Source organism: Mariniflexile sp. HNIBRBA6329, assembly GCF_043558645.1.
GTDB lineage: Bacteria > Bacteroidota > Bacteroidia > Flavobacteriales > Flavobacteriaceae > Mariniflexile.
Genome location: NZ_JBIFXS010000006.1, coordinates 112,584 through 138,194, shown reverse-complemented (window position 1 = coordinate 138,194; position 25,611 = coordinate 112,584). Strand labels below are relative to the sequence as shown.

The window sequence follows — 25,611 nt, the reverse complement described above, 5'->3', positions numbered from 1 at the left end:
AATATGAAAACAATAAATAAATATATATATATATTATTCGCATTTTGCTCATTTTACAATTGTGAATCGTTTTTAGAAGAAGACCCCAGAGATATTATCGCGCCTGAAAATTTCTTTGCTACGGAATCAGATGCAAGACAAGCCATTACAGGTGTTTACGCTATTTATAAAAATAATTCAATCTATGGACAAGTAGGTTTAGATCATTTTTACGATAACGGTGCTGATATTATTGAGCCTAATCGTGTAGCAAATTTCGTTGAAGCCATAGGGAACTATACAATGAACGAGGCTGTTGCAGATGAATCTGTTCAAAGAATGAGTGTAGGTGATACTTGGAAAGATTTTTACAAAATAATTTTAAACTGTAATATTATTGTAGATAGAGTAGAGGGTAATGCTGCAATTTCTCAAAGTGCACAAACAGATATCATCGCAGAAGCTAGACTTCTAAGGGGCTTAGCCTATTGGCATATCACCAATTTATGGGGAGATGCTCCGTATTACACTGAAAACATCAATATTAATCAAATCAGAACACTTGGCAGAACACCAAAGGAAACTATTTTGGAGGGTGTTTTGGACGATTTAGAGTTTGCCGAAAGTAATTTGAAGCCATTTTATCCAGAAGCTCAAAGAGGGAGAGCTTCAAAATGGGTAGCTTCTGTTGTTATTGCAAAAATTTACATGAAAGAAAAGCAATGGCAACTTGGTTTGGATAAGTGTTTAGAAATTATAAATAATTCTAATCACGAAATTCTGTCTTCGTATGCAGATGTTTTTAATCCAGATAATGAGTATAATGCAGAAATTATTTGGTCTTTAGATTTTGCGAAGGATATTCGTAGCCAATACGAAGAAGGGTTGGTAGATGTGGCAGGAGGGTCCTTAAACCCTGCATGGGGAAATGGAAACTGGAGACCGAGTATGTTTAATCCTCGTTTGCGTGATGAACCTAAAAACACATCCCAAAGGGCTGCACTATCTGCAGCATTAACAGCTAGAGGAGAAGCGTTTAATGGAACAGGTTTACAAATAGCCTCTAAAGATTTTGCTGCTAAGTTTCCATTAAACGATTTGAGAAGACCACTAAATGTTTTAGATAGCTATCTAGGTTTTGAGCTAGCATTTCCGTATATGCCAAAGTTTATGAATTTAAAATTGGATTCTTCGCCGCGTTTTAACCATTCGGATAACAGAATGGTATTCCGTTTAGCTGATGTTGCTCTTATGGCTGCTGAGTGTGAAAATGAGCGTCCAGGAGGTAATCCAACTACAGCTTATGGATATATTAAAGAAATAAGAGAACGTGCTTATGCAACAGTTGCAGAAGCTGAAGCTATCAAAGGATTAACTCAGGAACAATTCAGACAAGCCATATATAATGAACGCAAATGGGAGTTGGCTGGTGAAGCTCACAGAAGATACGATTTGATCAGATGGGGTATTTTATTAGATGTGGTTCAAAATCTTGAATACCGTTTTTGGAAACCCAATGAAAATATTAGACCTCATCATGTATTATTACCAATACCATTATCTGAACTACAGCTAAATCCTAAACTGTTGGAGTCAGACCCAACAAACAATGGATATAGACAGTAATTAAATTTTATTCAATAGTTTAACTAAAAGACCGAAATGTATTTTTCGGTCTTTTTTTTAGTACAATATTCTCTATCACCTACAATACAGGATAGAGGTTGGTTTTTTGATATATATATTGCAGTAAAATTTTTTTTAAAGCACTTCTATTTATGAAATTTAAAATTGTTTTTTGGATGTTTTTTATAACATCTTTTGTGCTTTCAGCTCAAATTAAACATGGTTTGAGAGATGAAGTAGGTCGCCATGTCATACCTCGTGGATTTGTTATTAACACAAATGATCATGGTGGTGAAGTCTTTTTCAATAGTGATGATTATGTTCGCATGGTTAGAATGGGTGCGAATACACAAGTTATTCGTTTGGAATTAGGGAAATTAAGTGCTTTTTCAGGAGGAAAACTAGAACCTAATTATCTTTTGAAATTAGACTCTTTGGTTGCTATGGGCAAACATGCAGGAATAAAGACCGTTTTTAAAATGACGGTTTATGGGGTAGATAAATTTGTTTGGGAAGAATTTTGGCAAAATAAAAAGAACGAGTACGAAACATATATGGATGCGTGGAAAGTTATTTGGAACCGATATGCTGATGAAACATCTGTTTTGGGGTATGATGTGGTTAACGAACCCAGAAAATTAACTATGAAAATATCGTATAAAGACCTTACGGATAAATATCTTATTCCTCTTTATCAAAAAATTATAGATGAAAGCCATAAAATAAATGCTGATAAAATGATACTTCTTCAGTCCATTTTTATGAACAAGGGAGAAGGTATTGATAACAATCAATACGCTGAAATAACCGCACCAATAAACCGAAAGAATATCATTTTTGCACCTCATATTTATCAAAATAAAATTGATTTTATTAAACCGGTTATGGATCGTTTCGATAGAGAATCTGAAATGCTGGAGGCACCCATTTTAATTGGGGAATGGGGTTTTCCAACCTTTGCAACCACTGATACCATTATTGAAGGGAATTTAGGACAACTCAAGTACAGAGAACTGTATATAAGAACAGCTGAAGTTTTTGATAGCATGGGTGTGGGCTCTATAAAAGCATGGTTTTTAGGAAATAGAAGTATGCAAAATTTTCTTCCTGGAGGCCCTTCAACATGGTCTATTTTTAGCGATAAAACCGATGCAGGAACTGTAGAACGAAAATATATTACTGATGTTATAGCGCGACCTTTTCCTCAAACCATAGCAGGAGATATCCAATCATTTTTATTCAATCATGCGACCAGAACTTTAGATGTTAATTTAAAAACAGATAATAGTAAAGGGGCTTCTAAAATTTTTATTGGGGCCAATAGGCATTATCCTGATGGTTTTTCGGTATTAATTGGAGATGATTCAGTATTGTATTATAATCCTTTGAAAAATGTAGGGCTTGAAATTTATAAATTGTCTAATGACATAGATCCAACTGACTTTATTTGGGATACTAAAAGTCAGAAACTAATCATTTTGCAATGGCCGGTTAATGACAAAGAGTTGGACATTAAAATTGTGCCCGGAATCCGAAATTTTTAAAAACTACTTGCAAATTTTAATAATAAACTTATGAGAAACGTATTATTTGCCACTTTTTTATCCATAGTGATTTTCAGCTGTAATGCTCAGTCAGAGCAATCTAATTCATCAAATGATGATTCTGAAATAGCGTCAAAAGTTAAAGATCTTATAAGTCAAATGACTTTAGAAGAAAAAATAGCTGAGTTAACACAAGATGCTCCTGCAAACGAGCGTTTAGGTATTCCTTTTATGAAATATGGAGAAGCATTACATGGATTATGGCTTGTTCTTGACTATTACGGTAATACAACTGTTTATCCGCAAGCTGTGGCCTGTGCCTCAACTTGGGAACCTGAACTCATTGAGAAAATGGCTTCCCAAACGGCCATAGAAGCACGGGCTTTAGGAGTTACACATTGTTACTCACCTAATTTAGATGTTTACGCAGGAGATGCGCGCTACGGTCGTGTAGAAGAATCGTATGGTGAAGACCCTTATTTAGTGTCGCGAATGGGCGTTGCATTTATCAAAGGTTTACAAGGTACGGGTGAAGAACAATTTGATGAAAATCATGTGATTGCAACCGCTAAACATTTTGTTGGATACCCTGAAAATCGCCGTGGTATAAACGGGGGATTTAGCGACATGTCCGAACGTCGTTTACGTGAGGTTTACCTGCCATCGTTCGAGGCGGCAGTAAAGGAAGCACAGGTAGGTTCTGTTATGCCAGGTCATCAAGATTTTAACGGAGTGCCATGTCATATGAATACCTGGTTGTTAAAGGATATTTTACGAGATGAGCTAGGTTTTGACGGTTTTATTGTTTCCGATAATAACGATGTAGGGAGATTGCAAACCATGCATTTTATTCCTGAAACCAGAACTAAAGCGGCTATCTTAGGATTAAAAGCAGGTGTTGATATGGACTTGGTAATTGGGAAGAGTATTGAACTATCAACGTATCACAGCAATATTTTGAAGGATACAGTAATTCAGGATCCTGCATTGATGCCATACATAGATAAAGCTGCATCACGTATTTTGACCGCAAAATATAAATTAGGCTTATTTGATGCAGAGCCAAAAGAAATTGACGAAGAAACAGTAAATGCTGGTCGTGAGGAACATCGTGAGTTTGCATTGGAGCTAGCCGAAAAATCTATTATCATGCTTAAAAATGATAATAATCTCTTACCTATTGATTTATCAAAAATAAAATCCTTAGCGGTAATTGGACCTAACGCCCACGAAGAAAGACCTAAAAAGGGAACCTATGAACTATTGGGCGGCTATTCAGGATTGCCACCTTATTATGTTTCGGTTTTAGATGGTTTAAAGAAAAAAGTAGGTGATAAAGTAAAAATAAACTACGCTAAAGGTTGCGATATTGATAGTTTTTCAAAAGAAGGATTTCCTGAGGCGGTTTCTGCTGCAAAAAAATCGGATGCTGTTGTTCTAGTTGTGGGTAGCTCTCATAAAACCTGTGGTGAAGGCGGAGACCGTTCTGATCTCGATTTGTATGGCGTTCAAAATGAACTAGTAGAGGCCATTCACAAAACAGGAAAACCAGTAATTGTGGTGCTAATTAATGGTCGTCCATTGAGTATAAACTACATCGCCGAAAATATACCGTCTATACTTGAAACGTGGTATGGCGGTATGAGAGCAGGTGATGCTGTTGCCAATGTAATTTTTGGGGATGTAAACCCAGGAGGTAAACTAACGATGTCTTTTCCACGCTCGGTAGGGCAGGTTCCTGTTACTTATCTTGAGCGTCCTGATTTTATTGGATCTGGAAAAGGACAGTATCGATTTAGTGATAAGTCACCCTTATTTCCATTTGGCTACGGATTAAGCTATACAACATTTAAATATGGCACTCCTAAACTCGAAAAATCGGTCATCAGTCCAGATGGTTCTACTTCAGTTTCAATTGATGTTACCAATACTGGTAATAGAGTGGGCGATGAGGTCGTACAAATGTATGTGCGAGACGATTATGCTTCAGTAGGTCGATACCTTAAAATGTTAAAAGGATTTAAGCGCATCATATTAAAACCAGGAGAAACAAAAACAGTTACTTTTAAATTAGGGTTCGATGAGTTGAACATTTTAAATCAAGATATGAAAAAAGTGGTAGAGCCAGGTACATTTACCATATCTGTTGGCGCATCTTCAAGAAGTGAAGATTTGCATCATGTTAAATTAACTGTCAAGTAATTATATGATAATTGATATTTATTCAAAAGACTATAAAATGATTGGAATTTTTAAAGAAAAATTAATTTTTTGTTTAAGTTTAAGTTTGGTGTTTTGGAATTTATCTAGTGCTCAAAAATTAGATGACTTAAAGAAAAGTAATAGGGAAAGGTATAACTTCAACCTAGATTGGAAATTTATAAAAGAAAATCCCGCCAATGCGGAGGCTGTTAATTTTAACGATGCATCATGGGCAAGTGTAAGTTGTCCGCATACATTTAACGATGTAGATACTTTTGATGATTACAGTAAGGGCGGTCATTATGGCGAGTCAAGTCAGTGGCGCGGAACCGTTTGGTACAGAAAACATTTTAAACTTCCAAAATCAGATAAAGGAAAAAAGATTTTTGTAGAGTTTGAATCGGTTCGTCAAATAGCCGATGTTTATATAAATGGTACGTATCTAGGTAAAAATCAAACCGGATTTATTCCTTTCGGATACGATTTAACACCGTATTTAAAATATAATGAGGAAAACGTTATTGCAGTAAAAGTGAATAACGATAGAGGTGATGATTTTAGAAATAATTTTCCATTGGTCTGGAATCATGAACATTGGCATCCAATTCATGGCGGCATTTATCGAAATGTATTTTTACATGCCTTAGATCCTTTACACATAACCTTACCTTTATACGATAATTTAAAGACAGTAGGCACCTATGTGTATGCTGAAAATATTAGCAAAAATCACGCAGATGTAACTGTAAAGACCGAAATATTTAACGAATATAAGGATCAAAAAAATATAGTTATTGAAAACCATATTGTTGATGCAGCAGGCAATGTCGTTATAAAAGTTTCAAATAGTCATGTTATAGGCGGAAATAAAAAATTGATTTTTGATGCACAATTAACTATTGAAAACCCAAAACTTTGGTTTACTAGAAATCCTTATATGTACAGAGTAATTACTTCGGTAAAGGAAAACAATAAGGTTTTAGATACTTACGAAACACCATTAGGGATAAGAAGTTTTGAGTTTAATAAAGATACCGGATTTCATATCAATGGTGAGTATGCGAAACTACATGGTTGGGGACAAAAACCAACCAACAGTTGGGCAGGATTAGGAGCCGCATTGCCAGATTGGTTACGCGATTTTACATATCAATTAATGGATGAAGCCGGCGGTAATTTTATACGTTGGGGGCATTGTGCCGGATCACCAGCTGAAATTGCCATGGGCGATAAATACGGTTTCGTAACTTTAATGCCTGGGGTATCAGGTGAATCTGAAGACGAAGGCGAAACCTGGGACATCCGCATTGTAGCGTTTCGCGATATGATTGTTTACTATCGTAACAATCCATCCATTTTTATTTGGGAAGGTGGCAATTGGGCAGAATCCGCAGAACATTATGAACAAATATTAGATATCATAAATACCTTCGACCCGAACGGAAAACGCTTAATGGGCAACAGACGTGCCGACAATGCGGAGGCTTCCGAAAAATATATCAGCATCGAAATAGGTACCGAAGGTTGGGAAGGAGAATATCCAGATTTACCAATAATAGAAAGTGAATATTGTCGTGATGAATCACCGCGTCGTGTGTGGGATGAATTTTCAAGAGATGATAATTTCTTTAACCACCCTAATTTAGATCGAAATACTTATAAATTAGCTTCCGAAGAATTTGCCATAAAACAAGCCGATCATTGGTGGAATAAAATGGGTAAGAAGCCTTATCATAGTGGTGGAGCCAATTGGATTTTTTCCGATGGACCGCATGGTGGAAGATGTCCTACCGAAGTAACAAGAGCCAGTGGGGAAGTTGATGGCGTTCGTTTGCCTAAAGAAGCCTTTTATGCTTTAAAATCTATGTGGCGACCAGAGCCACAAGTGCATATTGTTGGGCACTGGAATTATGATAAAGACACCACTAAACCTATTTACGTAATTTCTAATTGTGCAGCAGTAAAACTTTTTGTAAACAATGAATTAATAGGAATCGACTCTATACCAGATAATGGATATGTATATAAATTTGATAAGGTGGCTTGGAAATCTGGCGAAATAAGGGCAGAAGCTTTTATTGACGATGTTTTAAGAACCTCGCAAACTAAAAAAACAATTGGCGAACCTGTTGCTATTAAGTTAACACCCATTACAGGACCTAAAGGTTGGTTAGCTGATGGATCGGATGTAGCGCTTATCGACGTAGAGGTAGTAGATAAAGATGGTAATAGATGTCCGTTAGATAAAGGACGTATTGATTTTACGTTTTCGGGTGCAGGTATTTGGCGAGGTGGTTATAACAGTGGTAAAGAAAACTCTATTAATAACCTTTATTTAGATACAGAATGTGGTATAAACCGCGTGGCAATTCGTTCTTTGTTAAAATCAGGTAAAGTTAAAATTACAGCAAAACGTGATGGTTTACCTTCTGCAACTTTAGAAATAGCATCTAAAAAAGTGAAATTTAAAAATGGTCTCAGTTCAGAAATGCCACAAGTTTATAACGTCGTAGCAAAAGAAGAACCATTACCAGCACATACACCTAAAATTCCGGTTGGTGAGCCAGGTGTGAGTAATAAAAGTTTACTCTTTAAAAAGTTTAGTTATACCGGAGATTTGCCCGCGGTATTAAGAACCAATGTGTTTTGGGGCAAAAAGGCGTATACAGACCTTCCGTATAACTACACCGTAATTCCAAAGTATTTAGTTGGATGCGAATATGTACGAATGCCTAATTCAGATAGTCGTTATTGGGCGCGCGATTTACTTCAATTTATTGCAGCCGATGATATGACCTTGTATGTAGGTCATGATGATCGTGTACCCAGACCACAATTTTTAAAAGATGAGTTTGAAGATACAGGGGACGATTTTAAATTAGGTGATGTTACGATGTCTATCTTCAAACGTGAAGTTAAGGCTGGAGAAAGCGTTGTAATGTCTGGGAATAGCGATGGAGAAACTCCAAAAGAAGCTAGAATGTATGTGGTAATGGCAAAAAAAATAACGAGATAATGATAAAAAATATAATTAATAAATTCAATATTCTCACTGTTGTATTAATTTGTTTGTTGTTTAATTCTTGTCAAACGAAGGTAGGCGAAACTAAAAAAGCTGAAACAGATGACACGAAAAATCCAACAGAAAAACCAAATATATTGTGGTTGGTAACTGAAGATATGGGCGCCTACATACCGCCATTTGGAGACTTAACGGTTCCAACACCCAATCTAACACGTTTGGCGAATGAAGGGGTTATTTATCCAAATGTATATTCAACCTCGGGTGTTTGTGCGCCAAGTAGAGCTGCCATCGCAACGGGTATGTATCCAACAAGTATTGGAGCTAATCATATGCGCGTTAATTCTTATACCGAAGTAACAGGTTTGCCAGCCTATGAAGCAGTGCCTCCTTCAGATGTAAAAATGATAAGTGAGTTACTTCGAATGAATGGTTATTATTGCTCTAATAATTACAAAGAAGATTACCAATTTAAGGCGCCCGAAACCGCTTGGGATGAAAGTAGTCCGTATGCCCATTGGCGTAACAGAAATGATAATCAACCATTTTATGCTGTTTTTAATTTCACAGATACGCACGAATCTGGTTTATTCGAGCCCTATGGTTTTAGGCACATTGAAAACAGACATTATAAAGCAGGCGATACTAATTACAAATGGAAACCTGGTAATATGACGGAGGAAGAAACTCCAGTACACTTGCCAAAAGATACTCAATTAAAAATTCCACCTTATTTGCCAGATAATGAAGTTGTAAGAAGAGATATGTGGAAGCTATACAACAATATAGCAGAAATGGATAAACATGTAGGTGCTATTTTAAAGCAACTAGAAGACGATGGTTTGTTAGAAAATACCATCATTTTCTTTTATGGCGACCATGGTGGACCACTTCCAAGGGGGAAACGTTTAATTTATGACTCCGGATTAAATACCCCTATGATAATTCGTTTTCCTAAAAAAATGAATGCAGGAACTAGAGACGACCAGTTGATTAGTTTTGTGGATTTTGCTCCTACCTTACTATCATTAACGGGCAATGAACCGCTTCCTTATATGCAAGGACAGGCTTTTTTGGGACAATATAAAGCTAAAAACCAGCGACAGTATATTCATGCAGCAGCAGATCGTTTTGATGAAGTTACCGATGTTATAAGGGCTGTGCGCGATAAGCAGTTTAAATATATTAGAAATTACAGACCAGAACAAGGCTATTACCTGCCACTTAACTACCGAGAACAGATTCCTACCATGAAGGAATTGTTGCGTTTGCGCGATGAAGGAAAATTAAATGATATTCAAATGCAATGGTTTCGAAATAGCAAACCCGAAGAAGAATTGTTTGATTGTTTAGCAGACCCGCACGAGCTTAACAATCTAGCCAATAATCCTGCATATTCCCAAAAGTTACAAGAATTAAGAGCAGAGATGGATAGGTGGTTAGAAGATATTAATGATACGCCAAACTTGCCTGAAAGAGAACTTGTAAAAAAATTATGGAATGGGAATGAAAACCAACCCCTAACAACAAGTCCTAAAATTCAATATTCACAAGGCAAGATTGCTATAACCTGTGAAACCCAAGGAGCATCCATTGGATATAAAATAAAGAATAGCGATGGCACATATCCAAAAAACTGGAGTATTTACAACCAGCCTTTATCGCTTTCTGAAACCTCTCAAATACTTGTTAATGCACATCGCATTGGCTATAAACCGAGTAAGACCGAAGAAATTTTATTAAAGAATTTGAAGAATTAATAGAATAGACGAAGTAGTTTATAGATGTTGTAAACATATTTGTAATGTTATTAATAAAGAATAATGCATAGAGTTAGTCAAATTTTAAAGATAACCATACTAATAGTCCTATTTGGACAATTAGTACAAGGGCAATCTACCAAGTTTAATGCTCCCATAGTTTCCGAAGAGCTTGTGTTTGAAGAAAAAGAAGGACTTTTGGCTGTTGAAGCTGAACATTTTTATAAGCAAATTAAATCTGAAATTAGGGCATGGTATCGAACATCAAAAGAAGAAACTCCTCGTGTTGGACGCGATGAGGACGAGCAACATTGTTTCGGTGCCAGTAACAATGCATATATTGAAATTTTAGCAGATGAGCGGGTTACCCATGCCGATAAAATAGTTCCCGGTGAAAATTTTACAAACGAACCAGGACTCATGGCTGTTGTGCATTATAAGGTAAAGATAAATACCCCAGGACGCTATTACGTTTGGGTAAGAGCATTTTCAACAGGTAGCGAAGATAATGGTTTACACGTTGGAATAAACGGAACTTGGCCCGAGCACGGACAACGTATGCAATGGTGCGATGGGAAAGGAAGCTGGACATGGGATAGTAAACAACGAACTAAAGAGGTTCATTGCGGTGTGCCCAATCAAATTTATTTGGATATTGAAAAACCCGGACTGCATGAAATTCAATTTAGTATGCGCGAAGACGGTTTTGAATTCGATAAATTTATTTTAACAACCAATGTTGATTATAAACCTAAAGAAGAGGGACTAGAACCAATAGTTGCACAAGGTATTTTACCAACGCCATTTCCAAAAGTTGAAGCACCATAAATAGCGCAATAATGACCTAATTTTTAAATTTTAAAGATGAACAAATCAATTTTAACATTCATAAGTATTCTTTTTAGTGTCTTGTTTGCGACGTCGCAAACCATAAATCCGCCTTCGGGTCGTATCGCTATTGTCGCAGATGGTAATTCTCCAGATCCGGACGATTTGGGTGGTACTGCCGTGTCTTTAGCCTTATTACGTGCAGCCGGTCTAGAAAATCGATTAGTGCATTATTCTCATAGTTGTGATTTAGTAGTGCTCCACAGAATTTCTGAGGCGGCCGAAAAAGAGCGTCATGCTATGATGCAAACTGCGTGCGACGGTACTGCCAGACGTTGGGGTGGTTTTGAGCATATTACTTTTTTAGATGCTAAATGGCAAACAGACCAAACTATTAAAGATTTAGTAAAAGCCATTAATGCGTCTACACAACAAAACCCACTTTGGATTGTAGAGGCAGGCGAACCTGACATTATAGGCTTTGCATTAAAGGCTTCGGAAAAGGAAAAACATAAATTTGTGAAGGTCATTACGCACCATCCGGCTAACGATAATGCCGGCGATTTTTACAAGTGGCAAGATATTCTGGATTTTGGTATTGAAGAAGTGCGTATACCAGACCAAAATACATATTTAAAGGTAAAAGAATCGGAATGGGATTGGGCTAAAAACCATACCGACCACCGCATGCAATTTGTCTGGCTCATGGGAAAAATGGCCGAAATTGACGATGTTGTTACATTTCAAAGAGGGATGTGGGATTGTTCGGATGCTGGCATGGTTCTTTACTGGATTACGGGTGCTACCAATGGCGGACTAAATGAAGGTACCGTTAGTGATGTTAAAACAATATTGCTGCGCTACCTAGATAGTTCTTCTAATAAAAAATAAACACAAATTTTACACTATGCAACGACTTGCTTTTAAAATGAAACTAAATGAAGGTCAAAAAGAAGCTTATAAGAAGCGTCATGACCAATTATGGACAGAACTTAGACAATTGCTAAAAGAAAACGGTGTAAGTGAATATTCCATTTTTTTAGATGAAGAAACTAGTACGCTTTTCGCATTTCAAAAAGTATCAGGTACTGGAGGGTCTCAAGATTTGGCTAATAACCCCATTGTAAAAAAATGGTGGGATTTTATGGCAGATATTATGGAGGTAAATGCAGATAATTCACCAGTTTCTATACCTTTAGAAGAAGTGTTTTATATGGAATAATTACCTTGCTATTGAAGGTTTAACCTATACTATAGCAGTACAGAGCAGGACAAGTTAACTTTTCTTTATAGTTATTTTTACAAGGTTTACCAAGTTTAAAATATACTATGAAAAGAAATTACCCAACTTTTAGCAAATATCTGGCATTTATATTTACATGTTTTGCGTTGCTTTTTATACAAATAATACAAGCTCAAGTCACTTTAGAAAACGAAATTAAAATCAGTGATTTTGGTTTACATTTCGATGGAAGTCAGGTTTCTGCTGGTGCAACTAATACGGGAGATTCAGCTCCTTATGACTTTTATTTCGGCAGAAATATTTCAGCCCATGGCGATTGCATAAAAACCTATAACGAATTTGTTTTTATGACTTGGTATAAAGGTGGTAAAGCTGAGCGTAATGTGATGCTAACCCGTTACAATACCATTACTGGTACCATGGCAACTATCGAGTTTCCGCATCGTCACACTGGATATCAAAACAAATATTGGATAGGTGAATCGCATAACACCATAGCAGTAGGTGTAAGCCCAATAAATGGAACCATTCATTTATTGTACGATATGCATTCTTACAGCAATACAAGGCCTTCAGATGGAAGTTTAAGTAATGATTATTTTAGGTATTCCTATTCTATCGCAAATGCAGCAGCGCTTCCTGATGTAGACTTTACCTTAGATAAGTTTGTGCAAAATTCAAACGGAGGCTATAAGCATTTAAGTCTTAACGGTGGTGAAGATTACAATAATTTTTCGGCACTAACGTATCCTAAATTTTTCTTAAACGATACGGGAGATTTATTCATGTACATGCGTGAAGGTGGCAATAATAATGGAGCTTATAAGTTTTCTAAGTACAATGCCAGTACGTTGACTTGGTCTAGTTTCACTCACTTCAATGTTTTAAATGCCAAGAATCAACCAGGAATAACCTTTAATTGGGGACTTTATGGAGATATTAAGTACGTAAATGGTAAAATGCGTATCGGATTTCAGAAAAGATCTTCAAATAATACCGATAAGTACGAATATCAAAACGGGGTGTATTATGCCTATTCCGATGACCAAAACGGTTTTACAGGTTGGAAAAACCACCAAGGGCAAAGTTTTGCTTTACCGTTATATGACGCTGATTTTATAAAAGTTATGGAGCCAGGGGATTATGTTCAAGGTACCAATGCAAACTCCATAAGTATTGTTAGTGGTTTTGATTGGACGGTTACTGAACAGGGAGACGTTCATATAATTAGTAGGGTTAGAGATAATCAATTTGGTGTAACAAAAAATTTGCACACATATAAACCTGCTGGAGCAACCGATTTTATAACGTCGGAAGCCTTTTCAGGTGCCGATGAAATTTACACATCTGGGGATAATATCTTTATCATAGGTTTAACCTCTGGAGGTCGTGTATATGTTGAAAAGGCCGAAGGAGGCACTAATAATTTTACGAGGGTTTATGAAGCTACTTCTGGAAGAACTTTTGATCATGGACAGATCTATATAAAAAATGGTAAACTATATTATTACTTGATGGAAAAGGGTTCAGGTAATGCACTGCCACTTTATTTGCAAATTATAGATTTAGATATTATTCAAGACCCGTTTAGAGTTTCTTTAACCTCGCCCAGTAATGGAAGTATTTACAATGTTGGTGAAACGGTACAGATTTCAGCCGATGCTGTAGATGAAAACGGAAGTATTTCTAAAGTGGAATTTAGGGTTAATGGTTCCCTTTATGGCGAGGATACAACAGCTCCATATTCCATAGATTGGACACCAAGTACAGCTGGTGATTATACCGTGCAGGCTGTGGCTTACAACGCTAGTAACGCAACGGTTTCCTCTCCAGAAATAACAGTAAATTTCAGAGTGTTTGATCCAACCGATTTAACAGGCGCTATTTATCGCATCAAGAATTTTGTAACGGGTAAATATCTACATTCTGTAGGCTCTGACGTTGTTGAGAGCGATACTGGTACTAATGTGGCTCCGGGAGATAAAGAATGGGAATTTGTTAAGGCTGGAGATTATTACAACATAGAAAGTAAAAGATCGGACAAGGGAATATTAAGAGCGGCAGGGAATCCCCCTAACGATATTATTAATACTGGTTTTGCAGCACCTAGAGAAGATAGTGACAAACAATTTGTGGTTATTTATAATAGTACAGATGGTACCTATCAATTCCAAACACGAAATGGTTCCAATTATATCTATCATAATGTTAACGGCATCATAGAACATGTTTCAACTTCAGATGATAGGTCTAAATGGATTGTAGAATCTACTACCTTAAGTGTAGATGATAAAACACTTGAAAAACTATCTCTAAAAGTATTTCCAAATCCCGCAAGCAAAAGTTTTACCATCACATTAAAAGATGCCAATAATGCTAACATTGCAATTAGCGATATGTTAGGTAAAATGATTTATAAAAACACCGTAGATAATGGAAAAATATCGATTGAGAATGATGGACAGTTTAAATCAGGTATGTACCTTGTAAGAGTAACAAGTGGAAATCAAGCATATTACACGAAATTTATTATTAAATAAAGCGCTGAAACTGATAGTTTTCATCAAACCTGTGAAGTTTGTTTCACAGGTTTTTTTATTAAATTACCATATATTAATTAATTGATGCTAAGGCTAGTAGCTATTCAAACCCGTCTAGAGCAGGATAGATTTTTAAGGTTACAAAGATATCTTTATAGCTAATTGTACAAAACGATTAAAAATTTAAATTTTCAAAAAATGAAAAGACGTTCTTTTATGCATTTATCTGCATTAGGAAGTATGAGTTTGCTATTGCCTATACATGCGTGTAGAAGTGGACATAAACACGAAGAGTTAAAAGGGGCGACTGATTTTGAAGCGTTATCATTAAACCTGTTAACCACTTGGTGTGATGCTATGATACGCGATCAAATTAACGATCCAAATAATTCGGTGACACATGGGGCTTTATATTGTTATGCTTGTGAGGATATCCACGGGCGTTGTCCTGACGCCGTGTATCCATTAATGTATATGGCAGATAAAACAGGTGAACAAAAATACTTAGATGCCGCTATAAAATTAATGGACTGGTCTGCAAATGTCGATTTGCCCGATGGTAGTTGGACCAACATGTTAGACCCAAAATCGTGGAACGGAACAACGGTTTTTGGTTCTATCGCCTTAGGGGAAGCTTTGCACCATCACGGGCATCTTCTTTCAAAAGAAATGAAGCAAAAATGGGAAGCGCGTTTAAAACGGGCCATCGAGTATGTCTATTTAAAATTTGATGACCATTTCAGTCATATCAATTACCGGTTTACTGCTATTTATGCGCTGTCATTTTTAGGCGACTATTTTAATGAAGAAAAATATATAAAAAGAAGTGATGAATTGGCACTTTTAATTCCTCAATATTTAACCGAACCTAATAAACTACTCTATGGTGAGGATCATCCAGATGATGAAAAAAGTGAAAAAGGTCTGCTTCCAATTGATATAGGTTATAATGTAGAAGAGTCTTTAAACGGTGTTGTGCAATATGCGGTGCATAAAAAAGATGAAAAGTTAATACAATTACTTACCGAGTCCTTAAATGGCCATTTAGAATTTATGTTGCCCGATGGTGCATGGGATAACAGTTTTGGTACACGCCAAAACAAATGGACCTATTGGGGAAGTAGAACAACCGATGGTTGCCAACCAGCCTTTACCTTGTTGGCCGATAGAAATCCAGCGTTTGGTACCGCGGCTATTTTAAGCACCGAATTATTGCAACGATGTACGGTAAATGGTTTGTTAGCTGGTGGTTTACATTACGAATCTTATGGAGAAAAGCCTTGTATGCACCACACGTTTGCGCATGCTAAAAATGTGGCGTTTGTTTTAGATAATTCTGAAAAAATAAAGAACGTAAACAAGAAAACCCCTATTCCAAGAAAAGTTAATGATGGGGTAAAACACTTTCCAGAACTCGATGTATGGTTAGGCGCTAGAGGTCCATGGCGAAATACCGTATCTAGTTATGACCAAATTTGGAAGAAAAAATATTCGGTAGCAGCAACGGGTGGTTCGTTAGCCGTATTATGGCACGAAAAAGTGGGGCCTTTGTTCACGGCAAGTATGGTGGAATATATGGAAGTGGAACCATCCAACCAACAACCACAACCAGGTGAAGAATTTTGTTTAACACCTCGTGTAGAGCGTGTTGTTAATAATGTTTGGTATACGAATATTCAAGATTTGCATGCAAAAGTTTCGGTGACAGACATAGATAAAAAAATCAATTTTTCTGTCAATACAATACTAACAGATAGAGATAAAGCAACCTTAAAATCAGATGGTGCATTTACACTCAATTATTTGTTTGATAAAGAAAAAACAACCATAAAAGCATTAAGAATAGCTTCAGAAGTAAACGGCGATACTTTGGTATTGCCTGTTATTTCTCCAACAGGTGAAAAAGTTGTAAAAGTTTCAGACACTAAAATTGAAATTCATAAAAAAGAAGGCGTAGTTGTTATTGAATCCAATGTTCCTTTAGCAATAAAAAAATCGGAAAAAGAGCGCATATTTAATCAGGTTCCAGGGATGGAAGTACTACCACTACTAATTGTTTTTCCTAAAGGAATTAAGGAGGTTATTTGCACGCTACAAGTTGTTTAAAAATAGTATAATTTTAAATGTTTAGGTAAGCATGTTTTTTTGAATTATTAGTAAAATTAGGAAATTATAAATTTAAAACTAAATTAAAATAAGCAACAATGAATTTCAGTAAAAGAATATTATCAGCAAGTTGTGTTGTGCTATTGTTATTGGCATCTTGTAAAGAAGCACAGCTTTTAGAAAAACCAGTAACCCTTTTTGTTTCAGAAGGTTTTGAAAATCCTATTGGGTTTTATGATGCTTCACCTACTTTGTCTTGGAAATTACCAGTTTCAGAAGGTGTTAAAAAACAATCAGCTTATCAAATAGTTGTTGCTTCTAGCTCTAACTTGTTGCCAGATAATGCCAATTTGTGGGATTCTAAAAATCAAAAATCAGAACAATCAGCATGGATTAAATATAACGGAACTCCATTAAAATCGCGACAAAAAGTGTTTTGGCAAATTAAATATTGGAATCAAGATGGAAAAGAATCAAATTGGAGTGATGTAAATACTTTCGAAATGGGGTTGTTAAACAATAGCGACTGGCAAGCAAAATGGATAGGATTGCCTACTTCTGAAGAACAGTTAAAGGGAAGTCAAGATAATATCATCCACAGACCTCAATATCTTAGAAAAGGTTTTGAGTTGTCTGGCAGCATAGCTTCCGCAAGATTATATATTACTGCTAAAGGCGTTTTTGATGTTGCAATGAATGGAGAAAATGTAAGTGATGATGTGATGCCTCCGGGCTGGACACCCTATAATAAACGCATAGAAACCCTTACGTATGATGTAACAGATTTAATTGAGTCAGGGCAAAATACCATTGGGGTTGAAGTTGCTGCTGGTTGGCATTCTGGTCGTTTAGGTTGGATGAAATCCTTTTGGAACGACACCGAATCGCCCAAAATTTTATGTCAGTTGGAAATAACCATGAAAGACGGTTCTAGAGAAATTATTCTGTCTGATGAAAGTTGGAAAGGCACTACAAATGGCCCTATTCGAGTTTCTGAAATTTATGATGGCGAAACCTATGATGCTAATTTGGAAATGCCAAATTGGACAACGAATAGTTTTGATGATAAAAATTGGAAAACGGTGAATGCATTTGATATAGATAGTTCAATTAGTTTAGAACCTAAAAGGCACGCAACTGTTAAGCCTAAAATAAAAGTAGCTTCTAAAGAAGTTACAACGGTTAATGGTAATTTAATTTTTGATTTACAACAAAATATGGTAGGAGTTCCGTTGGTAAAAGTACCAATGAAGAAGGGTGACACGCTTAGAATTAGATTTGCCGAAATGTTATCGCCAGATGGTAGTTTTTATACTCAAAACTACAGGAGCGCCCAATCTACCGACTATTATATAGCAGCCAATGATGGCACGATGGAATGGTCGCCTAAATTTACGTTTCATGGTTTTAGGTTTGTAGAGCTAAGTGGATTTGATGCCTCAAAAGAGCCCTCAAAAGATTGGGTTACAGGTATTGTGCAATATTCAAATTTTGAGCAGAATGGTGCTTTTACATCGTCTCATGAAAAATTAAATCAATTACAAAGTAATATTGTTTGGGGCTTACGTGGCAACTTTTTCGATATCCCAACCGATTGTCCGCAGCGCGACGAACGTTTGGGATGGACTGGAGACGCCCAAGTTTTTGGGCCTACTTCCATGTTTAATGCCGATGTGTATCCTTTTTGGGCGAGTTGGTTGAAAAGCGTTAGAGAATCCCAATATGATAATGGCGGAATTCCTTTTGTGGTTCCAGATGTATTAAAGAACAATAAAGTAAGTTCTGGTTGGGGGGATGTTTGTGTAATCATTCCTTGGAAAATTTATTATAGAACAGGCGATATTAATGTGTTGGAAGAAAATTTTGAAACCATGAAAAAGTGGGTAGCTCACCACGAATCATCTTCCAAAGAATATATTTCCGATATGAATTCGTTTGCAGATTGGTTACAACCAAATCCTGAAAATGGTAATACAAAGGGAGATACGTCACACAGTTTAATTGGTACGGCATTTTTTGCACATTCAGCAAATTTAACAGCAAAAACAGCTAAGGTTTTAGGTAAAATAGAAGAGTTTGAGAAGTATGATGCCTTATATAAAAAGGTAGCAAAAGCTTTTGAAAATGAGTTTTTTGATGAAAATGGGAAAGTTAAAGGCGTTACCGAAACACAAACATCATACTTGTTAGCATTAGCGTTTGATTTATTGTCAGAAAGCAAACAGAAAAATGCAAAATCCAATTTATTGGAAAAACTAAAAGAAGCTGATAATCATTTAAGAACCGGGTTTTTAGGGACACCACTTTTGTCTCAGGTTTTAGACGAAATGGGAGAAATGGACCTAATGTATAAATTGCTTTTCAACGAAACCTACCCTTCATGGTTTTACTCTATAAACCAAGGTGCTACCACTATTTGGGAACGTTGGAATAGTTATAGTAAAACAGAGGGATTTAATCCTCAAAACATGAACAGTTTAAACCACTATGCGTATGGTGCTATTGGCGAGTGGATGTATGAGCGTGTTGCAGGTATCGCACCTCTGGAAGCAGGTTATAAAAAAATAAGAATTGCTCCTATACCAAACCAAAAATTAACATCAGCTTCGGCAACATTGGATACACCTTACGGAAAAGTGTCTTCTTCTTGGAAGATAGAAAATAACACGTTTCAATTGGAAACAACCATTCCTCCAAATACAACGGCTACAATTTTGATACCTGCTAACGCAAAAGAGGAATTGCGTTTAAATGGTGAAGTTTTTAAACAGGAATCAAATGTTAAATTGATTAAAAAGGAAAATGATTTCTTTGAAGTTTTGGCACCATCAGGCACTTATAGTTTTCAATCAACAATTAAATAAATTTATATCATGAGAATGCATATAGTTTCCATTTCATTATCGGTTTTGTTTTTGATGCAACTAAGTTGCGGTAAAGTTCAAAAGACCGTAAAAACGAATCAGCCTAAAAAACCGAATATTGTTTATATTTTAACCGACCAGTGGAGAGGTTCTGCTTTGGGTTATGCAGGCGACCCGAATGTAAAAACGCCACATCTCGATAATTTTGCTAAGGAAGCTGTAAACTTTACAAATGCTGTTTCTGTAACTCCGGTTTGTACCCCTCACCGAGCATCATTGCTAACTGGAAGGTTTCCAACTACTACAGGCATGTTTTTAAACGATTTGTATTTGCCATCAGAAGAATTGTGTATGGCCGAAATTTTTAAAGCAGAAGGCTATAATACGGCCTATTGGGGAAAATGGCATTTAGATGGTCATGGTAGAGAAAATAATGCGGCACCAGAAAGACGACAAGGTTTTGATTACTGGAAAGGTGCCGAGTGCGACCATAATTATAACAAAGAACATTATTATGCAAATAACGATCCTGAAAAAAAATATTGGGAAGGTTATTCGCCGTTTTCAATCGTAAAAGATGCTAATGAATATATAAGCAACCATGCAGAAGATACGAATCCCTTTTTGATGGTTGTTTCTTTGGCTACACCACATTATCCTCACGATAGTGCACCACAAAAATATAAAGATATGTATCCGCTTGAAAGTATAAAATTAGCGCCGAATGTATCTGAAAAATGGAAAGAAAAAGCGTTAAATGAGCTACAAGGTTATTATGCGCATTGTACCGCTACCGACGAAGCTATTGGAATGGTATTAGATAAATTGAAAGAACTTAATTTGGATAAAAACACCATAGTTGTATTTTCAGCAGACCATGGTGAAATGATGGGAGGTCAGGGTGTTAAGCCTTTTACAAAACAATTAGCTTGGGATGAATCCATTAGAGTGCCTTTTTTGATTAGATACCCTGGTATTGGAAAAAATAAAGGTGCCACGGTTAATGCACCCATTAATACACCCGATATACTTCCATCATTACTAGGATTATCAAAAATTTCTATACCAAACACAATTGAGGGTGAAGACCTTTCAGAATTAATTAAAAATCCAGACCCGAATGCAGACCGTGCTGCATTGGTTATGAATGTGCATCCTTTTGCAAACAATTTTAATGATGACGCCTATAGAGCTATTAGAACAAAACAATATACCTATGCCCGAACTCAAAAGGGTGCAAGTATGCTGTTTGATAATGTGAAAGACCCTTATCAAATAAATAATTTATTGAATAAACCTGAATATAATGAACTTCAAAATCAATTAGATGCTCAATTAAATGATGAGTTAAAGAAGATTAACGACCCTTTCAAGCCCCAAGAATACTATATGGAAAAATGGAACTATGCTTTGAGTGAAAAAAACAGAGCCATTGATTTTAAAAATTGGGCAAAAGGGAAAGGGAAAGTTCATACACCTACGCAAAGCAAATAGCAATATTTCTAGCAATGAAAACCCTAAAAATTAAGTCTGTTTATTGTTTGCTGGTTGGTATCCTTGTTTTCAATTGTAAATCTAATCCGCAACTAGCAAAAATCGAAAAACCAAGCATACTTTTTATTTTGGTTGACGATTTAGGCTATTCTGACTTAAGTTGTATGGGCAGCAAATTTTATGAAACACCTCATGTTGATGCTATTGCAAATCACGGTGTTTTATTCACAGATGGTTATGCAGGAGCACAAGTGTGTAGTCCAAGTAGAGCCACCTTATTAACAGGGCAATTTACGGCTAGACATGGCATAACCGACTGGATTGGCGCTCCATTTGGCAAAGACTGGCGTAACAAAGGACGATATACAAAAGTACTTCCCGCAGCATATAAGGATCATTTAGATGTAAATACCATTACATTACCCATGACATTAAAAAATGCGGGCTATTCCACGTTTTTTGCTGGAAAATGGCATTTGGGAGAAGAAGGTCATTATCCAGAACAATACGGATTTGATATTAACGTAGCAGGAAACCATAGCGGTAGTCCCGCAGGTGGATACTTTGCGCCTTTTAACAATCCGCAATTAGAAAATCATGATGCAGGCGAAAATTTATCAATGCGTTTGGCTAAGGAAACTGTAAACTTCATAAAAGCATCAAAAGACAAACCATTTTTTGCGTATTTATCGTTTTATGCGGTACATGGCCCTATTCAAACAACAAAAGAAAAGTGGTCGAAATATCGTAACAAGGCCGAAAAAATTGGAATTGCAGAGCAAGGCTTTGAAGACGGCGATTTATTGCCAATACGAAAATATCAAGACAACCCCGTGTATGGAGGATTGGTTGAAACCATGGACGATGCGATAGGAATGGTACTTAATGCACTTAAAGAAAATGGTTTAGACAAAAATACCATCGTTATTTTTACCTCAGATAATGGAGGCGTTACATCAGGAGACAATTATTCGACCAATTGTCTTCCATTAAAAGGAGGTAAAGGTTATCAGTGGGAAGGTGGTATTCGAGTTCCATTTATTGTTAGTGTACCCTGGATGCCTAATCACGGAAAAAAGAGTGCTATTCCCGTTGCTGCGAGCGATTTTTTTCCAACAATTCTTGATTTAGCGAATTTAACCTTGCCTTTAAACGCACAAATAGATGGTGAAAGTATTGTTCCAGTATTAGAAGGGAAATCGTTAAAAGAAAGACCTTTATATTGGCACTACCCTCATTATGGAAATCAAGGTGGCAGACCTGTTTCCATAATACGAAAAGGCGATTGGAAACTAATACATTTCTGGGAAGACAACCACAACGAATTATATAATTTATCGCAAGATATTCAAGAAGACTCTAATTTAGCAAAACTTGAGCCAAAGCTTACAGAAGATATGGCAAGTCAACTTTTAAATTGGCTTGAATCAGTTGGCGCGAAATATCCTAAACCAGACCCGCTTTACGATAGCTCAAAAGAGCAGGAGGCCATAGCAAATAAAAAGGCACAGGTTTTTAAAAGTCAAGATGAACTTAGAAAAAATATGTTAATGCATAACTGGCAACCTAATGCTACTTGGTGGGGAAGTATTCAAACTAAAGATTAGAAATTAAATAATTTTAAAAACAAAAGGCATGCAAAAAGGCGTATTAATTATTTCGGCATTGGTATTAACAACCTTTATAACACAGATAAACGCCCAAATAAAATATACCATTAATGAATCTTGGCATTTTATTAAAGACAATTCTATACAAGAAATTAATCAGTTTAATTTACAAAAAGATAAAGCAGAATTGGTCGATATACCTCATACTTGGAATGTTGAAGATGTGTTAGATGAAGAAGCAGGTTTTTATCGTGGAGCAGGATGGTATACAAAAGAAGTAAGAATTCCAACTTCATTTAGTGAAAAGGAAGTTTTTCTTTTCTTTGAAGGCATAGCAACCGCAGCTGAAGTATACATAAACAATACATTGGCTAGAACACATATTGGTGGTTTTACACGTTTTGTAGTGCCTGTTTCAGATTTTATAAAATTTAATGAAGCAAATGAGTTTACCACTTTTAAAGTAACTGTAAAAGCTGATAATTCAGAAAACGAAGACTGGCCTGCATTACGTGCCGATTTTACCTTTTTTGGAGGTATCTATCGTGATGTTAATTTAATAGTATCAGAAAAAGTTCACTTCGATATTGTAGATGATGCGGCAAATGGTGTTTTTATTACGACGCCAAAAGTATCTGCCGAAAGTGGAAATGTAAATTTAAAGGTGAAGATTAAAAATGATGAAGCTTCCACGAAAAAAGTAAAACTGTTAACAAGTGTTTACGGTCCAAAACAGGAACTTGTTCAGGTAAAAACAACAACATTAAAATTAGTAGCTGGAATTTCTAATGAATTTAATTTAGAATTAAAACCCGTTTTAAATCCGCAATTGTGGTCGCCAGACACACCTAATTTGTATAAAGTAGTTTGCGAAATATACGATGCAAAAACGAATCAGAAGCTAGATGAATCAGCAAATCCTTTGGGCTTTCGCTGGTTTAAATTTGATGCAGAAAAAGGCTTCTTTTTAAATGGGGAATACTTAAAGTTAATCGGTACTAACCGCCATCAAGACTATAAAGATATCAGCAATGCGGTTCCAGACCATATTCATGTAGAAGACATTTTAAGAATGAAGGCAATGGGCAGTAATTTTTTAAGAATAGCTCATTACCCACAAGACCCTAGAATTCTCGAAATGTGCGACCGCTTTGGTATTTTAACAACTGTAGAAACACCAATTATAGATACAGTAACCGAAAGCGAAGCATTTGCCCAAAACTGTTTAAGCGCCCAATTGGAAATGATTCGTCAAAATTATAATCACCCAAGTTTAATTATTTGGGCTTATATGAACGAAGTTATTTTGCATCCTAAATTCACAAACGATAAGGCGCGCTATGAAATTTATACAATGTATATTAAAGATTTAGCACAAAAAATTGAAGATTTAACCCGCGCTGAAGATCCGTATCGATACACCATGATTCCTAACCATAATAGTTTAGAACGTTATAGTAAAGCAGGATTAACAGATATTCCTATGATTGTAGGATGGAATATTTACAACGGATGGTATGGTGGTTCGTACGAATTACTTCCTGAAAAAATTGAAGAAATTCATACATTCGTTAAAAAGCCAATGATTATTACAGAGTATGGAGCTGGAGTAGATCCAAGATTACATACCTTGTTTCCAACACGTTTTGATTTTACACAGGAATATGGCATAGAATATCATAAATATTATTTAGAATATTTTGCAAAAAATGATTTTATAGCGGGTGTCAATGTATGGAATTATGCCGATTTTAATTCTGAAGGACGTATCGATGCTGTTCAAAGTATTAATAATAAAGGTTTGGTAGGATTAGATAGAAAACCTAAAGATGTATTTTTCTATTATCAGGCATCATTATTAAAAGAGCCTTTTGTTGCTATTGCTACTAAAACCTGGGGACAGCGTACTTATATTGAAGACCAAGAAGGATTGGGAATTTCAACAATGCCAGTTCAAGTTTTTTCTAACCAACAAGAAATTGAATTACTTTTAAATGGCAAAAGTCTGGGTATTAAGTCTGTTGTAGATAAAATTGCAATTTTTGAAGTACCTTTTGTAAATGGTATCAATAAACTGGTTACTAAAACTACAAATGGTACCTATTTAGAGGATTTTTCCGAAATCCTTATAAATGTGCTACCAATATCATTAAAAAATTTCCCTGCTGGAGGCATCTCAATCAATGTAGGCGATCAACGCTTCTTTTACGACGATAAAATAGACCAAGCATGGATGTTCGACAGAGCATATACCCCGGGAAGTTGGGGACATATTGGTGGTAAACCCTATGTGCGACCAGAAAAAAATATGCAACAACCTTATGGCGCAAAACAAACTATAAAAGGAACCTTTAACGACCCAATATATCAAACCCAATTAGTGGGAATCGACAAGTATCGTTTTGATGTGCCAGCGGGTGTGTATGAAATTACATTACATTTTGCAGAATTAGAAGGCACTAAAGCAAAACACTTACCGTACGATTTGACCGAAGAAACCAAGCAAGAAACAAAAATTACAAATCGTACTTATTCCGTAACTGTTAACGATAAAAAAATTATAGATAAAATGGATTTATTAGGGCAATATGGTGAATACCGTGCCGTAAAAATTAAAACGGAAGTACCTGTAAAATCAGGAGAACCATTAATCGTCAATTTTAAAAAGATTGTAGGTGAACCTGTTTTAAATGCCATTGAAATCTATAAGAAATTATAAAAGCGGCCGTTAGTTCTCGTTTTTAAAACACGTTCGTTTGGGACTCATTATTAGGACGATACTTAACACACAGA

14 protein-coding genes are annotated in these 25,611 nt (G+C 36.0%); all 14 read left to right on the top strand.

The window, feature by feature from the left end; translation table 11 throughout:
• Positions 1-3 precede the first annotated feature (3 nt).
• The 14 genes from ACGK9U_RS09425 (at position 4) to ACGK9U_RS09360 (ending at position 25,537) form a co-directional block, all read left to right on the top strand.
• Positions 4-1,605 (top strand): RagB/SusD family nutrient uptake outer membrane protein, encoded by a 1,602-nt coding sequence (locus tag ACGK9U_RS09425; RefSeq protein ID WP_394466125.1) that lies wholly within the window; start codon positions 4-6, stop codon positions 1,603-1,605.
• 152 nt (positions 1,606-1,757) lie between these two features.
• Positions 1,758-3,149, top strand: a complete 1,392-nt coding sequence (locus ACGK9U_RS09420) for a cellulase family glycosylhydrolase (protein WP_394466124.1) — start codon at positions 1,758-1,760, stop codon at positions 3,147-3,149.
• A gap of 30 nt (positions 3,150-3,179) precedes the next feature.
• Complete coding sequence (locus tag ACGK9U_RS09415; protein WP_394466123.1) at positions 3,180-5,351, top strand: beta-xylosidase; 2,172 nt, start codon at positions 3,180-3,182, stop codon at positions 5,349-5,351.
• Positions 5,352-5,388: 37 nt separating this feature from the next.
• Entirely contained in the window at positions 5,389-8,367 is a 2,979-nt protein-coding gene (locus ACGK9U_RS09410; RefSeq protein WP_394466122.1) for a sugar-binding domain-containing protein, read from the top strand.
• The gene (locus tag ACGK9U_RS09405; RefSeq protein ID WP_394466121.1) at positions 8,367-10,133 is read left to right on the top strand and encodes a sulfatase-like hydrolase/transferase; all 1,767 of its coding nucleotides are present in this window, start codon (positions 8,367-8,369) and stop codon (positions 10,131-10,133) included. Before ACGK9U_RS09410 ends, ACGK9U_RS09405 begins: the two co-directional genes overlap by 1 nt.
• A gap of 63 nt (positions 10,134-10,196) precedes the next feature.
• The gene (locus tag ACGK9U_RS09400) at positions 10,197-10,961 is read left to right on the top strand and encodes a hypothetical protein (RefSeq protein WP_394466120.1); all 765 of its coding nucleotides are present in this window, start codon (positions 10,197-10,199) and stop codon (positions 10,959-10,961) included.
• Positions 10,962-10,997: 36 nt separating this feature from the next.
• Positions 10,998-11,852 (top strand): hypothetical protein, encoded by an 855-nt coding sequence (locus tag ACGK9U_RS09395; protein ID WP_394466119.1) that lies wholly within the window; start codon positions 10,998-11,000, stop codon positions 11,850-11,852.
• A gap of 16 nt (positions 11,853-11,868) precedes the next feature.
• Complete coding sequence (rhaM, locus tag ACGK9U_RS09390) at positions 11,869-12,183, top strand: L-rhamnose mutarotase (RefSeq protein WP_394466118.1); 315 nt, start codon at positions 11,869-11,871, stop codon at positions 12,181-12,183.
• Between the two features lie 107 nt (positions 12,184-12,290).
• On the top strand, positions 12,291-14,744 hold the full coding sequence (locus ACGK9U_RS09385) for an Ig-like domain-containing protein (protein ID WP_394466117.1): 2,454 nt from the start codon (positions 12,291-12,293) through the stop codon (positions 14,742-14,744).
• 198 nt (positions 14,745-14,942) lie between these two features.
• The gene (locus ACGK9U_RS09380) at positions 14,943-16,850 is read left to right on the top strand and encodes a hypothetical protein (RefSeq protein WP_394466116.1); all 1,908 of its coding nucleotides are present in this window, start codon (positions 14,943-14,945) and stop codon (positions 16,848-16,850) included.
• A 98-nt stretch (positions 16,851-16,948) separates the two neighbouring features.
• The gene (locus ACGK9U_RS09375; protein ID WP_394466115.1) at positions 16,949-19,714 is read left to right on the top strand and encodes a glycoside hydrolase family 78 protein; all 2,766 of its coding nucleotides are present in this window, start codon (positions 16,949-16,951) and stop codon (positions 19,712-19,714) included.
• Positions 19,715-19,723: 9 nt separating this feature from the next.
• Positions 19,724-21,208: a sulfatase gene (locus tag ACGK9U_RS09370; protein WP_394466114.1), complete on the top strand. Its 1,485-nt coding sequence runs from the start codon at positions 19,724-19,726 to the stop codon at positions 21,206-21,208.
• Positions 21,209-21,222: 14 nt separating this feature from the next.
• Positions 21,223-22,815, top strand: a complete 1,593-nt coding sequence (locus tag ACGK9U_RS09365) for a sulfatase (protein WP_394466113.1) — start codon at positions 21,223-21,225, stop codon at positions 22,813-22,815.
• 28 nt (positions 22,816-22,843) lie between these two features.
• On the top strand, positions 22,844-25,537 hold the full coding sequence (locus tag ACGK9U_RS09360) for a glycoside hydrolase family 2 TIM barrel-domain containing protein (RefSeq protein WP_394466112.1): 2,694 nt from the start codon (positions 22,844-22,846) through the stop codon (positions 25,535-25,537).
• The last annotated feature ends 74 nt before the right edge of the window (positions 25,538-25,611 follow it).